This is a genomic window from Streptomyces sp. NPDC050147, assembly GCF_040660195.1.
GTDB lineage: Bacteria > Actinomycetota > Actinomycetes > Streptomycetales > Streptomycetaceae > Streptomyces.
The window spans coordinates 231,681-245,554 of sequence record NZ_JBFALJ010000007.1 but is presented as its reverse complement, the minus strand read 5'-3'; the positions used below and the strand labels follow the sequence as shown (position 1 = coordinate 245,554).

13 protein-coding genes are annotated in these 13,874 nt (G+C 70.6%); 9 read left to right on the top strand and 4 right to left on the bottom strand.

What is annotated here, in order from left to right:
- Positions 1 to 28: 28 nt before the first annotated feature.
- The 3 genes from AB0I94_RS14245 (at position 29) to AB0I94_RS14235 (ending at position 3,815) form a co-directional block, all read left to right on the top strand.
- Positions 29 to 988: a 5-dehydro-4-deoxyglucarate dehydratase gene (locus tag AB0I94_RS14245; RefSeq protein WP_363309899.1), complete on the top strand. Its 960-nt coding sequence runs from the start codon at positions 29 to 31 to the stop codon at positions 986 to 988.
- Between the two features lie 68 nt (positions 989 to 1,056).
- On the top strand, positions 1,057 to 2,394 hold the full coding sequence (locus AB0I94_RS14240; protein ID WP_363309816.1) for a gluconate:H+ symporter: 1,338 nt from the start codon (positions 1,057 to 1,059) through the stop codon (positions 2,392 to 2,394).
- A gap of 89 nt (positions 2,395 to 2,483) precedes the next feature.
- On the top strand, positions 2,484 to 3,815 hold the full coding sequence (locus AB0I94_RS14235; protein WP_363309815.1) for an enolase C-terminal domain-like protein: 1,332 nt from the start codon (positions 2,484 to 2,486) through the stop codon (positions 3,813 to 3,815).
- A 19-nt stretch (positions 3,816 to 3,834) separates the two neighbouring features.
- Here AB0I94_RS14235 and AB0I94_RS14230 read toward each other — a convergent pair whose 3' ends face one another.
- Entirely contained in the window at positions 3,835 to 4,737 is a 903-nt protein-coding gene (locus AB0I94_RS14230; protein ID WP_363309814.1) for a TetR/AcrR family transcriptional regulator C-terminal domain-containing protein, read from the bottom strand.
- Between the two features lie 115 nt (positions 4,738 to 4,852).
- On the opposite strand from AB0I94_RS14230, the gene AB0I94_RS14225 reads away from it, so the two are divergent.
- The 4 genes from AB0I94_RS14225 (at position 4,853) to AB0I94_RS14210 (ending at position 9,908) form a co-directional block, all read left to right on the top strand.
- Positions 4,853 to 6,457, top strand: coding sequence for an MFS transporter (locus AB0I94_RS14225; RefSeq protein WP_363309813.1), 1,605 nt, complete (start codon positions 4,853 to 4,855; stop codon positions 6,455 to 6,457).
- Between the two features lie 259 nt (positions 6,458 to 6,716).
- On the top strand, positions 6,717 to 7,289 hold the full coding sequence (locus AB0I94_RS14220) for an HPP family protein (RefSeq protein ID WP_363309812.1): 573 nt from the start codon (positions 6,717 to 6,719) through the stop codon (positions 7,287 to 7,289).
- A gap of 146 nt (positions 7,290 to 7,435) precedes the next feature.
- Positions 7,436 to 8,269 carry an aldo/keto reductase gene (locus tag AB0I94_RS14215; RefSeq protein WP_363309811.1) on the top strand — a complete coding sequence of 278 codons (834 nt, stop codon included), beginning with the start codon at positions 7,436 to 7,438 and terminating at the stop codon, positions 8,267 to 8,269.
- 232 nt (positions 8,270 to 8,501) lie between these two features.
- Positions 8,502 to 9,908, top strand: a complete 1,407-nt coding sequence (locus AB0I94_RS14210; RefSeq protein WP_363309810.1) for an NADP-dependent succinic semialdehyde dehydrogenase — start codon at positions 8,502 to 8,504, stop codon at positions 9,906 to 9,908.
- 90 nt (positions 9,909 to 9,998) lie between these two features.
- On the opposite strand, the gene AB0I94_RS14205 is transcribed toward AB0I94_RS14210, so the two are convergent.
- The 3 genes from AB0I94_RS14205 to AB0I94_RS14195 form a co-directional block, all read right to left on the bottom strand.
- On the bottom strand, positions 9,999 to 10,421 hold the full coding sequence (locus AB0I94_RS14205) for a hypothetical protein (protein ID WP_363309809.1): 423 nt from the start codon (positions 10,419 to 10,421) through the stop codon (positions 9,999 to 10,001).
- 120 nt (positions 10,422 to 10,541) lie between these two features.
- On the bottom strand, positions 10,542 to 11,507 hold the full coding sequence (locus tag AB0I94_RS14200; RefSeq protein WP_363309808.1) for an LLM class F420-dependent oxidoreductase: 966 nt from the start codon (positions 11,505 to 11,507) through the stop codon (positions 10,542 to 10,544).
- A 102-nt stretch (positions 11,508 to 11,609) separates the two neighbouring features.
- Positions 11,610 to 12,515 carry a glycoside hydrolase family 16 protein gene (locus tag AB0I94_RS14195; RefSeq protein WP_363309807.1) on the bottom strand — a complete coding sequence of 302 codons (906 nt, stop codon included), beginning with the start codon at positions 12,513 to 12,515 and terminating at the stop codon, positions 11,610 to 11,612.
- Between the two features lie 175 nt (positions 12,516 to 12,690).
- On the opposite strand from AB0I94_RS14195, the gene AB0I94_RS14190 reads away from it, so the two are divergent.
- The gene (locus AB0I94_RS14190; RefSeq protein WP_363309806.1) at positions 12,691 to 12,825 is read left to right on the top strand and encodes a hypothetical protein; all 135 of its coding nucleotides are present in this window, start codon (positions 12,691 to 12,693) and stop codon (positions 12,823 to 12,825) included.
- A gap of 157 nt (positions 12,826 to 12,982) precedes the next feature.
- Positions 12,983 to 13,798: an SAM-dependent methyltransferase gene (locus tag AB0I94_RS14185; RefSeq protein ID WP_363309805.1), complete on the top strand. Its 816-nt coding sequence runs from the start codon at positions 12,983 to 12,985 to the stop codon at positions 13,796 to 13,798.
- Positions 13,799 to 13,874: the final 76 nt, after the last annotated feature.

The following is a 13,874-nucleotide window of genomic DNA, read 5'->3' as shown; positions in this document are numbered from 1 at the left end:
AGAGATGAGATTCGTGAGCGAGGTCAGCATGGACAAGCGCGGTACGACACCCCGGGACGTTGCCCACCGCCTGCGAGAGGGCATGGCACGCGGCGTGCTCTCCTTCCCGCTCACGAGCATGGGGAGTGACGGGGCCCTCGACGCGGAGGCCTACCGGGCCTACCTGACGGCCCAGTTGGCGACGGAGCCCGGCGCGGTGTTCCCCGCATGCGGGACCGGCGAGTTCTTCTCACTCGACGAGGAGGAGTACCGCACGGTCATCAGGGTCACGGTCGAGGTCGCCGACAGCCGTCTTCCGGTGGTGGCAGGCACCGGATACGGGTGGGCCCAGGCCCTGCGGTTCGCCCGGATCGCGGAGGAAGAGGGCGCGGACGCCCTCCTTGTGATGCCCCATTACCTGGTGGAGGCCTCGCAGGACGGCCTGGTGGAACAGCTGCGGCGCATCTCCGCCGGTACCGGGCTGCCTCTCGTCGCCTATCAACGCGGCCAGGTCACGTTCAGCGCCGACGCGCTTCGCAGGATCGCGGACATCCCCACCGTCATCGGCCTGAAGGACGGGCACAGCGACCTCGACCGGCTGCAGCGTCTGACCCTTGCCGCCCCAGACGACTTCCTCTTCTTCAACGGCGCCGCCACCGCCGAGGTCCAGGCCCGCGCCTACACCACCGTCGGCGTTCCCGCCTACTCCTCCGCCGTGCACGCCTTCGCCCCCGAGATCGCCGACGCGTTCTTCTCGGCGCTGCGGGAGCAGGACGACGCGGCGGTGGACCGGCTGCTGCGGGAGTTCTACGTCCCGCTGGTCGAGCTGCGCGACCGGGCGCCGGGATACGCCGTCTCGCTGGTCAAGGCCGCCGCCCGGCTCCGCGGTCTGCCGGTCGGCCCGGTGCGCGCGCCCCTCACCGACCCCGGCCCGGCCGACATCGCCGACCTGGAGAAGGTGCTGAACGCCGGCCTCGATCTGGTCTCGGCAGCTCGGCGCGGGGCCTGAACGCCCGGCCTTTCCTGACTCCCCACCCCCCCACACCGACTTGACCCACAGTTCAAAGGGGAACTGAAATGCCGCTCGTCGTAGTCGGGGTCAGCGTCTTGATCCTGCTGTTCCTCATGACCCGACTGAAACTGAACGGCTTCGCCGCCCTTCTCCTCGTGGCCGTCGGCGTCGCGCTGGTGCAGGGGATACCGGTGGCCACGATCCCGGACGTCCTCTCGGAGGGCATCGGCGGCCAGATCGGCGACACGATGCTGGTCATCGGGCTCGGCGCCATGGTCGGCCGCGTGATGGGGGACTCCGGCGCCGCCCAACGCATCGCCAACAAGATGCTGGACGCGTTCGGACCGCGCTGGGTCCAGGTGGCCATGGTGGTCACGTCCATGCTCATCGGCGTCACCATGTTCTACGAAGTCGCCTTCATCATCATCGTGCCCATCGCGTTCACCCTCGTACGCGTCACCGGCGCGAAGTTGCTGTGGATCGGGCTTCCGATGTCCATCACGCTCTCCACGATGCACAGCTTCCTGCCGCCGCACCCCGGCCCCACCGCCGTGGCCGCCACGTTCCACGCCTCCGTCGGACTGACGCTGGTCTACGGCCTGTTCATCGCGGTACCCGCCGGCGCGCTGATCGCGCTGACCTGGCCCCGGCTTCCGTTCGTCAGGGCGATGAACCCCACCATCCCCAAGGGCCTGGTCAGCGAGCACGAGTTCACCGACGAGGAGATGCCCGGCATGGGCTGGTCGCTGGCCGTGGCCCTCTTCCCCGTCGTACTGATCGCCGGTGCCTCCGTCACCGAGATGGCGACGTCCGGCGAGAGCCCGTTCCTGCACTTCGTCACCTTCATCGGCTCGGCACCGATCGCCCTCCTTCTGACCCTCCTCCTGGCGGTCTGGGCGTTCGGGCCGCGCATCGGGCGCAGTCTGTCCGACGTCAGCGCCTCCTGTGCGTCGGCGGCCCAGGCCATGGCCATGATCCTCCTGGTGATCGGAGCGGGCGGCGCCTTCAAGAACGTCCTCGTCGAAGGGGGCATCTCCGATCACATCAAGGACACCACCGACGGCTGGTCCATCTCTCCGCTCATCCTCGCGTGGCTGATCGCGGTGATCCTCCGCATCGCCCTCGGCTCCGCCACGGTCGCCGTCGTCACCGCGTCCGGTGTCGTACTGCCACTCCTCGCGGGCAGCGGCGTCCACCCCGAGATGCTCGTGCTCGCCGTCTCCTGCGGATCGATCGCCTTCTCCCATGTCAACGACCCTGGATTCTGGCTCTTCAAGGAGTACTTCAACCTCTCCGTCATCGAGGCGATCAAGGTCCGCACCACCTATACGACGGTGCTCGCGATCCTCGGCCTGGGCGGCGTCCTCGCGGTGGAGTGGGCGCTGGACGTCCTCAGCCTCTGACCACCCGGAGCGTCCGACCGGCCCGGCCCACACTCCGCCTCTCCCCTTCTCTCTCACACCTGTCTCTCACACCTGAGGAATTCCTGATCATGAACAGGCAGCCGACCGTCACCGCGTTCAGCGTCTACCCGGTCGCCGGCCGGGACTGCATGGAGCTCAACCTCTCCGGCGCCCACGGCCCCTACTTCACCCGCAACATCGTGGTCCTCAAGGACTCCGAGGGCCGTACCGGCCTGGGCGAGGTGCCGGGCGGCGAAAAGATCACCCAGACCCTGCGCGACGCCGAGTCCCTCGTCGTCGGCGCCCGTGTCGGTGACTACAAGCGTGTCCTGCGCGAGATCGGCGACCGCTTCGCCGACCGTGACGCCGGCGGACGTGGCGCCCAGACCTTCGACCTGCGCACCGCCGTCCATGCCGTCACGGCGGTCGAGTCCGCGCTGCTCGACCTGTTGGGCCGGCACCTGGAGGTCCCCGTCGCGGCGCTGCTCGGTGACGGACAGCAGCGCGACTCCGTACGCGTCCTCGGCTATCTCTTCTACGTCGGCGACCCCGACCGCACCGATCTCGACTATGTCCGCGAACCCGGGTCCTCCGTCGAGTGGCACCGCATCCGGCACGAGCAGGCCCTCACCCCCGAGGCGATCGTCCGGCAGGCCGAAGCCGCCTACGACCGCTACGGATTCAGGGACTTCAAGCTCAAGGGCGGTGTCCTCGCGGGCGCCGAGGAGGTCGCGGCCGTACGCGCCCTCAAGGACCGCTTCCCCCAGGCCCGCATCACCCTCGACCCCAACGGTGCCTGGTCCCTGCGCGAGGCGATCGAGCTGTGCACTCCCCTGACCGACACGCTCGCCTACGCCGAGGACCCCTGTGGCGCCGAGGGCGGCTACTCGGGCCGCGAGGTCCTGGCCGAGTTCCGCCGCGCCACGGGTCTTGCGACCGCCACCAACATGGTGGCCACCGACTGGCGGCAGCTGACCCACGCCCTGGCCCTGCAGTCGGTCTCCATACCCCTCGCCGACCCGCACTTCTGGACCATGCAGGGCTCCGTACGTGTGGCGCAGCTGTGCAACGCGATGGGGCTCACCTGGGGGTGCCACTCCAACAACCACTTCGACATCTCCCTGGCCATGGTCACCCACTGCGGAGCCGCGGCCCCCGGCGACTACAACGCCCTGGACACCCACTGGATCTGGCAGGAGGGCCTGGAGCGCCTCACCACCGCCCCGCCCCGCATCGTCGACGGGGAGATCGCCGTACCCGAAGCCCCCGGCCTGGGCGTCGAGCTCGACATGGACCGACTCTTGGCGGCCCATGACCTCTACCGGCAGAAGGCCCTGGGCGCGCGCGACGACGCCGTCGGCATGCGCTACCTCATCCCCGACTGGCAGTTCGACGACAAGCGCCCCTGCCTGGTGCGTTGACAGCCCCCGTTGACAGCGCTCAGGGCTTGGCGACGAGCGCCTCGACCCCGTCCAGGAAACGCTGGAGCCCGAACTCGAAGAGCGTGCCGAGCTCCAGGTCGAAGTCGTCGTCGCCGAACAGGGTGGAGAGGATCGGGTAGGCACCGTTGGTCTGAATCGCGTCCATCCGGGGCTCGTTCGACGCCATCCACTCCTCGGGGGTCATGCCGGTGTCCTGTCGCGCCCGGGATTCCAGCTCGATGGCCAGCGTGACGCCCTGGGCATACCCCAGCAGCGCGAGGTGGACATGGATCATCTGGTACGGCGAGAGCCCGAGCCCGCTCAGGGTGCCCAGAACCCGCTCCGTGTACCTCATCGCGTGGGGCGAGGCCATCGGCCGGGTCAGTCCGGCCATGGCCCGCCCCAGCCAGGGGTGACGCTCGTACAGTGCCCACAACCACCGCGCTTCCTGCGCCAGTTGCGCACGCCAGCCACGCGGCCGAGGTCCCGGCGGTTCCTCGCTGAACACCGCCTCCGACATCAGCCGTACGAGTTCGCCCTTGCTCGGAACATGCCGGTAGAGCGCCATGGTGGAGGCCCCGAACTCAGCCGCGAGGCGGCGCATGGAGAGAGCCGCGAGCCCCTCCGCGTCGGCGAAGACGATCGCCGAGCGGATGATGCGCTCGCGGGTCAGCCCCTGGCCTGTGGCGGCACGGCGTTCCCGTACAGGCTCCGCCACCACCGTGCCGACGCCGGGCACGGCACGCACCAGACCCTCCTGGTTCAGTGCGCCGAGCGCTTTCGTGGCGGTCGCCATCGCCACCCCCCACTCCTGGGTGATGCGTCGCGTGGAGGGGACACGGTCACCAGGAACGAGCTCGCCCGAGTCGATCCGGTGGCGGATGTCGCGCGCGATGCGGAGATAGGGCGGATCGGCAGCCATGACCCCACTGTACTAGTGCACTGAGCCGCGCCCACCCCAGTTCAGGACCGCTACGGGAGCAAGTGCACTAGGTCGTTGTTTGCGGCGTACGCGCCGACCCGATTCCGTGTCGGGCATGGAGAACACACCCGGTCCCCGTGCGGGCCGCAGGGAATGGTCCGCACTCGCCGTCCTGATGCTGCCGCTGCTGCTGGTCTCGATGGACATCTCGATCCTCTACTTCGCGATCCCCTACATCAGCCAGGACCTCGAACCCACCGCCACACAACAGCTGTGGATCCTCGACATGTACGGCTTCGTCCTCGCCGGCCTGCTCATCACCATGGGCGCGCTGGGCGACCGGATCGGCCGACGCGCGCTGGTGCTCGCGGGCGCCGCGGTCTTCGGCGCGGCCTCGGTCGCCGCCGCGTACGCGCACTCGGCCGAACTGCTCATCGCGGTACGGGCGTTCCTCGGACTCGGCGGCGCCGCCCTGATGCCCTCGACGCTCGCCCTGATCCGCAACCTCTTCCGCGACGCGAAGCAACGCGGCAAGGCAGTAACCGTGTGGACCGCCGTCATGACCACCGGCATCTCGCTGGGGCCGGTGGTCAGCGGTCTGCTCCTGGAACACTTCTGGTGGGGTTCGGTCTTCCTGATCAACCTGCCCGCGATGGCGCTGCTGCTGGTCCTGGTTCCTTTCCTGGTGCCGGAGTTCAAGTCGCCGCGACGGGGCCGCTTCGACCTGCTGAGCGCGGCGCTCTCGCTCGCCGCACTGCTCCCGGTCATCTACGGCATCAAGGAGATGGCCCAACACGGCTACGAGCCGCTGCCCGCGCTCGGCATCACGTCGGGTCTTGTGCTCGGCTTCTTCTTCGTACGCCGCCAGCAGCAGGTGGCACATCCGATGATCGACCTCGGCCTGCTGAGCCGCCGTGCCTTCGGCGGCCCGGTGGTCGCCAACCTCCTCGCCATGTTCGCCACGGTGGGCATGGCCGTCTTCCTCACGCAGTACCTGCAGTCCGTCCGCGGCATGAGTCCGTTCGAGGCGGCGCTGTGGAGCCTGGTGCCGGCCGCGGGGGTGGCCGTCATGGCACCGACCGCGGCGGTGCTCGCGCAGCGCGTCGACCGCGCCTACGTCATGGGCGGTGGATTCCTCGTCTCCGCGTGCGGCTTCCTCTGGCTGACCCAGGTGCGCACCGACACGGCTCTCTGGGTCACCCTGGCCGCCGCCTCGGTCTACGCGGGTGGTCTGGTCGCCGCCATGACACTCGCCAACGAGCTCGCCCTGGGAGCCGCCCCGCCGGAGCGTGCGGGCTCGGCCGCGGCCGTCCTGGAGTCGGGCCAGGAACTGGGCGGGGCCCTGGGCATGGCGATCCTCGGTTCCATCGGCGCGGCGGTCTACAGCCGTGACATGGCCGACGCCGTCCCGGCCGGGGTCCCGCAGGCCGACGCGGTACGCGAAACCCTGGGCGGGGCGACGACCGTGGCCGCGCGCCTCCCGGCGGACACGGCGAAGACCGTGCTGTCGGCCGCGCGCGACGCCTTCACCCACGGAATGGGCTTCGCCGCGGTCGGGGCGGCCACCGTCATGGCGGCGGCAGGACTCTTCTCCCTCGTACTCCTCCGGGGCACCGGCAAAGCCGCCCTCTCAACCACCCCACACGCCGAACCCGGTCCGGCGGACCTGACACAAGCAGCGCACGCGGGACCTCACCCGCCCGAGCGGGCCCGCCCGTAGACCTGCCCGGGTGCGCCGCCGCCACCGGGGCGAGCCCCGTGGACGCCGTGTCGCGCCTGGTCAGGACGGTGGTCACGGGACCTGGCCGCAGGTCCCGTGAGAGGGCTTCGTAGGATCTTGGGTGAGTACGCGGACGCCCCGACCCCGGGCCGCCGCTGCCCGCACCCCCTGCCGACCGCAGAGGCGGCCGTGGCGACTCCTGCCCTTTGTCATCCCGCCGTCCGGGTCTCCCGCCGGCTGAAGTCCGGAACGTCCTTACTTGAGCACCGACGAAATGATCGAGGCGCCGCCCGCGCCCGCCCACCCACACCCGCACCCCCCTGTCCGTCCCCGCATCCTGCCCCGCCTCGCGGGCCGCGCCCCCGCCCCGCCGCCGACGGGCACCGCCCTGCACACCATCAGTGCCGTCACCGCGGTGCTGCTGGCCCTGGTGGCAGTCGGTTCCGTCGTGCACGAGCCGGTGCTCATACCCCCGCTCGCGGCATCCGCGGCGATCGTGCACAGCGTTCCCAGTTCGCCGCTGGCCCAGCCGCGCAGCGTGATCGCGGGCCATCTGCTGTGCGCGGGCGTCGGGTACGCGGTCCTGGCCGCCCTCGGCAGTGCCCCGTGGGCCGCGGCGCTGGCCGCGGGCGTCGGCCTCGCCGTGATGACCGTGGCGCGCACTCCGCACTCGCCGGCCTGCGCCACCGCCGTCGTCATCGTCCTGCACCACCCCGCGCCCGCGACCTTCGTGCCCCTGCTCGCCGGGGCGGTCGTCGTGGTCGTCCTGGCGGGATGGGCCGCCTCGTACGCCCGGCGCGGCGCGCCGCGCTATCCCGCGTACTGGTGGTGATCAGTCGTGCGTCGACATGCGGCAGTGTGGAGTTCTCCGCGTGACGGGCATGCCGGGCGTGACGGCCCGGCATGGAGTCCGGCTGACGCGGGCACCAGCGCTGTCGTGCGGCGCCCGCACAGCAGAGACACGAGAAGGGACATGCGATGACAGCGGCCAAGACGGTGACGTTCCCCTCCGGTGCGAGCGTGCCCGCCCTGGGCCAGGGCACCTGGCGCATGGGCGACGATCCTTCGCGCCGTGCCGAGGAGCTCGCCTCCCTCCGCAGGGGCCTGGACCTGGGCATGACGCTGATCGACACAGCCGAGATGTACGGGAGCGGCGCCTCGGAGGAGCTGGTCGGCGAGGCGATTCGCGGGCGGCGCGACGAGGTGTTCCTGGTGAGCAAGGTGCTGCCGTCGAACGCCGACGCGCGCGGCACCGTCGACGCCTGCCACGCGAGCCTGCGCCGCCTGGGCACCGACCGGATCGACCTGTACCTACTGCACTGGCGGGGCGGTGTGCCGCTCGCCGAGACGGTCGAGGCTCTCGAAGGTCTGGTGAGCGACGGCAGCATCGGCGCCTGGGGCGTGAGCAATCTCGATGTCGACGACCTCTCGGAACTCCCCGAAGGGGCCCTCCCAGAGACGGACCAGGTGCTCTACAACCTCACCCGCCGCGGTCCCGAGTACGACCTCTTCCCCTGGTCCCGTGAGCGCTCGATGCCTCTGATGGCCTACTCGCCGCTGGAGCAGGGACGCCTCCTCGGTCAGCGCGCCCTGGAGTCCGTGGCGTCAGCGCACGGGTGCTCACCGCTGCAGGTGGCGCTCGCCTGGGTGCTGCGGCACGACGACGTCATCGCCATCCCGAAGGCGTCCACCACGGCGCATGTGGAGGAGAACCACGCCGCCCTCGACCTCAGCCTCACCGAGGCGGACCTCGAGGCGCTGGACGCCGCGTTCCCCGCGCCGGTCCGCAAGGAGCCGCTGGAGATTCTCTGACCCACCCGGTCAGCGGCAGTGGGGAAGTGTGCGCGCCGCCGGTCCGGGCACCCGCGAGTCATGCGCATGCTTCCCCGCGCATGTCGCTCTAGGGTGATTCCGTCCGGTTCGGACGGCGGCAGATCACCCGACGCCCCAACCCACCGCAGGAGCCCCAGCCGCGCGCGAATTCCCGGGATGAGCCTCACCAGGGTCACCCTCGGTCGCGCCAGGCGTCCCGAGGAGGAACGGCATGCCCATCGCCACGGTCGATCCCGCCACCGGCGAGACGCTCGAGACCTTCGAACCGCTTGAGGACGCGGAGGTGGAGCGTCGTGTCGCGGCGGCCCACGCCGCGTTCGGCAAGTACCGCACCAGCAGCTTCGCCGAGCGCGCTCGGCTCATGAACCGGGCCGCCGACCTGCTGGAAGAGGACAACGCGTTCATCGCGCGGACCATGACCACCGAGATGGGCAAACCCATCAAGGCGGCCAGGGCGGAAGCGGCCAAGTGTGTGAAGGCCATGCGCTGGTATGCCGAGCGCGCCGAAGGATTGCTGGCCGACGAGCACCCCGCGCAGAACGACGTGGAGGACTCCGGCGCGACCCGCGCGATCGTCCGTTACCGCCCGCTGGGCGTCGTGCTCGCCGTGATGCCGTGGAACTTCCCGCTGTGGCAGGTCGTGCGGTTCGCCGCGCCCGCCCTCATGGCGGGCAACGTCGGTCTGCTCAAGCACGCGTCGAACGTGCCGCAGACCGCCCTCTACCTCGAAGACCTCTTCCGCCGCGCCGGGTTCCCCGAGGGCTGCTTCCAGACGCTGCTGATCGGCTCAGGCGCCGTCGAGGGCATCCTGCGCAACGAACGGGTGGCAGCCGCGACCCTCACCGGCAGCGAACCGGCCGGCCGCTCGGTGGCGTCCACCGCCGGCGACGAGATCAAGAGGACCGTCCTGGAACTGGGCGGCAGCGATCCCTACCTCGTGCTGCCGAGCGCGGACGTCGAGCGTGCCGCCGCGACGGCGGTGACCGCGCGGGTGCAGAACAACGGACAGTCCTGCATCGCCGCCAAGCGCTTCATCGTGCACGCGGACGTCTATGACGCCTTCCGGGACCGTTTCGTCGCGGGCATGCGGGAGTTGACGGTCGGCGACCCGGCGAGCGAGGAGACGGACGTCGGCCCGCTCTCCACCGAACAGGGCCGCAGTGATCTGGAGGAGCTCGTCGACGACGCGCTCGCCCACGGCGCCACCGCGCTGTGCGGCGGACAGCGCCCCAAGGAGCAGGAGCGGGGCTGGTACTACCTCCCCACCGTCCTCGCCGACGTGACCGAGGAGATGCGCATCCACCGCGAGGAGGCCTTCGGCCCGGTGGCCACGCTCTACCGCGTGGCGGACCTGGACGAGGCCGTGAGTCTGGCCAACGACACGCCGTTCGGGCTCAGCTCGAATGTGTGGACGCGCGATGACGCCGACATGGAACGCTGCGCGCGAGACCTCCAGGCGGGTGGCGTCTTCTTCAACGGCATGACCGCCTCCCACCCCGGTCTGCCGTTCGGCGGCATCAAGCGCTCCGGCTACGGACGCGAGCTGGCGGGCCACGGCATCCGCGAGTTCTGCAACGCCACGACGGTCTGGTACGGCCCGACCGACGCCAAGGGCTGAGCACGTACGTCGGCTACAACCTGGCGCCCGGCGTGTTCGAAGACCCGCAGGCGAACACGCCGGGCGCGAGGACAGGGCATCCCTCGCGGCTCAGTGGCCCGGGAGCGGCGGCTCGCCGTGTTCGGCGCCCGTCAGGCGCAGCTGGACCTGTACCTCCTGGTCGCCCGATACGTGGCCCTTGGGCGAGACGACGAAGGCCGATTCGAGCGTGGCGCGCAGTCGGTCCACCGCCACGGGGCTGCCCTGCAGGTCGGCGGTGACGGGCCCCGCAAGCAGCACGCCCCGCACCGGACCCGGGCTGTCGGCGGCGAGGAAACCGCCGGTCCAGACGGCGGGACGGGGCTGCTCCGTGCGGTGGGGCGCGTCCTCGCCGCGGTCGGAGGGGAAGTGGGCGCGCAGCACCCCGAAGACGGCGTCCGCGTCGGCCGCGGAGCACTCGCCGAGTACCACTTGCACCACGTCCGGGGAGTCGGACTGCGCGGTGGGGGATGCCGGGTCAGGTGTGTCGTTCACGCTGTGCTCCAGAGGGGTCGCGGGGGCCTGATGTGTGATCACGGGTACCCGATGTGCGGGCAGGTAACTGAGGTGGTGGCCACGGTCCGGGACGGTGGCCGGCAGCCGTGTCCGAGCTGCTCAGAGGTCGCGCAGCGCGGGCAGCAGCTTCTTCTCCGCCCAGTCGATGAAGGGGCGTTGTCGGTCGCCGCCCACCTGGACGAGGGCGACCTCCGTGAAGCCCGCCTCGGCGAAGGGGCGTACGGCGTCCACGAAGGCGTCGACGTCGTCGCCGCACGGGATCTGCTTGGCGATGTCCTCGCGGGTGACGAACTGGGTGGCGCCCGCGAAGCCGGAAGGACCGGGGAGTTCGGAGTTGACGGGCCAGCCGCCGACCGACCAGCGGAACTGGTCGTGCGCGCGGGCGATGGCCGCGTCCTTGTCGGTGTCGTAGCAGACGGGCAGCTGGCCGACGCGCGGCTTGCCGCTGCCGCCGTGCCGGTCGAAGGCTTCGATCAGATCGGCCTTGGGCTCGGTGGCGATGACCAGGTCTGCCTGCCGCCCGGCCAGCGCGCAGGACCGTCCGCCGGAAACCGCCACTCCAATGGGCGGCAGCTTGTCGGGGACGTCCCACAGACGGGCGTTCGACACGTCGAAGTGGGTGCCCTGGTGGTTGACGTTGTCGCCGGTGAACAGCGCGCGGATGATGTCCACCGCCTCGTCGAGCATGTCCAGGCGGACCTGCGGCGATGGCCAGCCCGCGCCGACCACGTGCTCGTTGAGGTTCTCGCCCGACCCGAGGCCGAGCCGGAAGCGCCCCTCGGAGAGCAGCTGCATCGTCGCGGCCTTCTGCGCCACCACGGCGGGGTGATAACGGACCGTCGGGCAGGTCACGTACGTCATGAGCGGGATGCGCGAGGTCGCCTGCGCCGCCGCGCCCAGCACGCTCCACGCGTAGGGCGCGTGCCCCTGCGAGTCGAGCCAGGGGAAGTAGTGGTCCGAGGTGACGGAGAAGTCGAACCCGGCCTGTTCCGCCGCGACGAGGTCGTCGACGAGCGCACGGGGGCCCGCCTGCTCGGTCATCATCGTGTAGCCGATTTGCACCATATTTGTACGCTTTGCCGAACTGCTCCCGCTGAAACCTCACCGTCCGCGGGCGCGTGAGACCACCGCCCACACCACACGGCGGTACTCGAGTGCCCCGCGGGCCTACTTCCAGTCGTACGCGTACGCGGCGACCCAGGTGATCTCCAGCTGAGCGCTGCTGCCGGGCGCCGCTCCCGGGCCTTCCAGGGCGCTTTCGTTCTGCAGGATCCAGGACAGCGGTCGATCCGGGACGCCCCGGGTGTCGTGTCCGGTCTCCCGTCCGTCCACGAAGAAGCGCACGTGCCCCGGGGTCCATTCGGTCGACACCGTGTGCCATTCGGTCCACTCGTCGGCGCCGCGGAAGTAGCCCTGTTCGCCGCCGCCGCACGGGTGGTGGAAGGCGGTGAGAGATCCGGACCAGTTGCCCTCGGGGTGGTCCATCTCGCAGCCTCCGCCGTAGTGCAGCCAGGCCGACTTGTATCCGGGGGCCGGCTTGGTCACCTTGATGCGGGCGCTGTACTTGCCGTACTTCATCTGCATGACGGCACGCGGTACGACAGCGGCGGCGTGGACCGGGCCTCCGTCGGCGGGTCGCCACATCCGGATGCGCATACGGCCGTCGCCGTTCTCCGCAGGGCCCACGCTCACGGTGTCCTCCGGGTGGTAGACGCCGACGACGTCACGGCCCCGGTCGTTGGAGGTGTCGCGCCAACCGGTCGGGTAGGCCCACCAGTTGTCGCGGTAGGCGCCTTCGAGACCGTCGCAGTACGCGGCGGAGGTGTCGGCGTGATGGTCACAGTCGCTGAACGCACCGAGCGGCACCCGGTCGCCGTTGAAGTCCTCGGCGACGACCTGCCAGAACGGGCCGCAGTCGCCGCGCGGCAACTCGGTGCCGACACTGCCGCAGGCGTCGGCCGACCGCGGCGCTCCCCCCGCGCTCGGGATGGACAGCAGGGCGGCGGACAGTGTGATGCCGAGCGCCACGAGCACGAACGGCCTGCGCCGCCCGGCTGCCGCGTGTGATCCCATCGCGATGCCCTCCCTCCCGGCCGCGCCCGCCCCGCGGAAGCACAGGCCCGGCGGACCCCTCGCGCGAAGGGGGTCATCCTCGCGGACGCCGTGCGGGCGGACAACCTGCGGGAGCTGACGCGTTTCCCGTGCCACCGCGGGTACTCGACAGGGCACCCGAATCCTCGGAGGGCCTGTGCAGACACCTGATGACATGGCCGCGATCGCGTACAAGGGCCTGGAAAGCGCCCCGACATGGCTGCTGATCGTGGTCCTGCTGCTCGCCGCGCTCGGGATCGTGCTGGCCCTGCGGGACAAGCGGAAGAGGTAGCTCGGCCGTGGCCCTCGGCCGTGGCCCCATCGGCCCCCACAGCGTTGTCGGGCCGAAGAACGCGCCGAGAACCTGAACTGGTGTACACCTCCGGGCGGTTGGCACGTAGGTTGTGTGTTGAACAGTTCACGCCTCGGTGGAAAGACGGACGCTACCCATGACCGACCACGCCACGACGCCCGGATCTGCGGCGCATCTGAAGATCGACTCATCGGTGCCGCACTCGGCCCGGATCTGGAACTACTGGCTTGGCGGGAAGGACAACTACCCCGTCGACGAGGAGGCGGGTGACGCCTACAGCTCGGTCTTCCCCGGCATCGTCACCGTCGCCCGCAGCAGCCGCGCCTTCCTGCGCCGCAACATCACCTACCTGGTGTCCGAGGCGGGCATCGGACAGTTCCTGGACATCGGCACCGGTCTGCCGACCGTGGACAACACCCATGAGGTGGCCCAGCGGCTCGATCCGAGCACCAGGATCGTGTACGTCGACCACGACCCGATGGTCCTCGCGCACGCCCGCGCCCTGCTCACCTCCACGCCGCAGGGAGCGACCGCGTACGTCGACGCCGATCTCTCCGACCCCGACCGCATCCTGGCGGCCGCCGCCGAGACGCTCGACCTCTCCCGCCCCACCGCCCTGATCCTCAGCAACATCCTGGGTCACATCGCCGACTACGACCAGGCGCGCGCCATCGTCACCCGCCTGGTGGATGGCCTGCCCTCCGGCAGCTACCTCTCCATCAACGACGGCTCACGGGGCACCGACACCGCCTACGAACAGGCCCAGGACGCCTACAACGAAACCGGCGCGGTCCCGTACTTCCTGCGCCCCGTCGACCAGATCACGGCGTTCTTCGACGGCCTGGAACTCCTGGACCCCGGTGTGGTCTCCGTCCCCTTCTGGCGCCCTGCGCCCGGCTCCCCCACCCCGGTGCCCATCGGCGAACACGGCGGCCTCGCCCGCAAGCCGTGACGTGACGCGCCCGTGCTCCGCACTCGCGGCCCGCGGGCGCGCGCGACATGCCGGAACGTGTGTCCTGACTCAGGCT

Coding starts and splice junctions, on each gene's coding strand:
- AB0I94_RS14245 (WP_363309899.1), top strand. CDS start 29: ATGGACAAGCGCGGTACGACACCCCGGGACGTTGCCCACCGCCTGCGA.
- AB0I94_RS14240 (WP_363309816.1), top strand. CDS start 1,057: ATGCCGCTCGTCGTAGTCGGGGTCAGCGTCTTGATCCTGCTGTTCCTC.
- AB0I94_RS14235 (WP_363309815.1), top strand. CDS start 2,484: ATGAACAGGCAGCCGACCGTCACCGCGTTCAGCGTCTACCCGGTCGCC.
- AB0I94_RS14230 (WP_363309814.1), bottom strand. CDS start 4,737: ATGGCTGCCGATCCGCCCTATCTCCGCATCGCGCGCGACATCCGCCAC.
- AB0I94_RS14225 (WP_363309813.1), top strand. CDS start 4,853: ATGGAGAACACACCCGGTCCCCGTGCGGGCCGCAGGGAATGGTCCGCA.
- AB0I94_RS14215 (WP_363309811.1), top strand. CDS start 7,436: ATGACAGCGGCCAAGACGGTGACGTTCCCCTCCGGTGCGAGCGTGCCC.
- AB0I94_RS14210 (WP_363309810.1), top strand. CDS start 8,502: ATGCCCATCGCCACGGTCGATCCCGCCACCGGCGAGACGCTCGAGACC.
- AB0I94_RS14200 (WP_363309808.1), bottom strand. CDS start 11,507: ATGGTGCAAATCGGCTACACGATGATGACCGAGCAGGCGGGCCCCCGT.
- AB0I94_RS14195 (WP_363309807.1), bottom strand. CDS start 12,515: ATGGGATCACACGCGGCAGCCGGGCGGCGCAGGCCGTTCGTGCTCGTG.
- AB0I94_RS14185 (WP_363309805.1), top strand. CDS start 12,983: ATGACCGACCACGCCACGACGCCCGGATCTGCGGCGCATCTGAAGATC.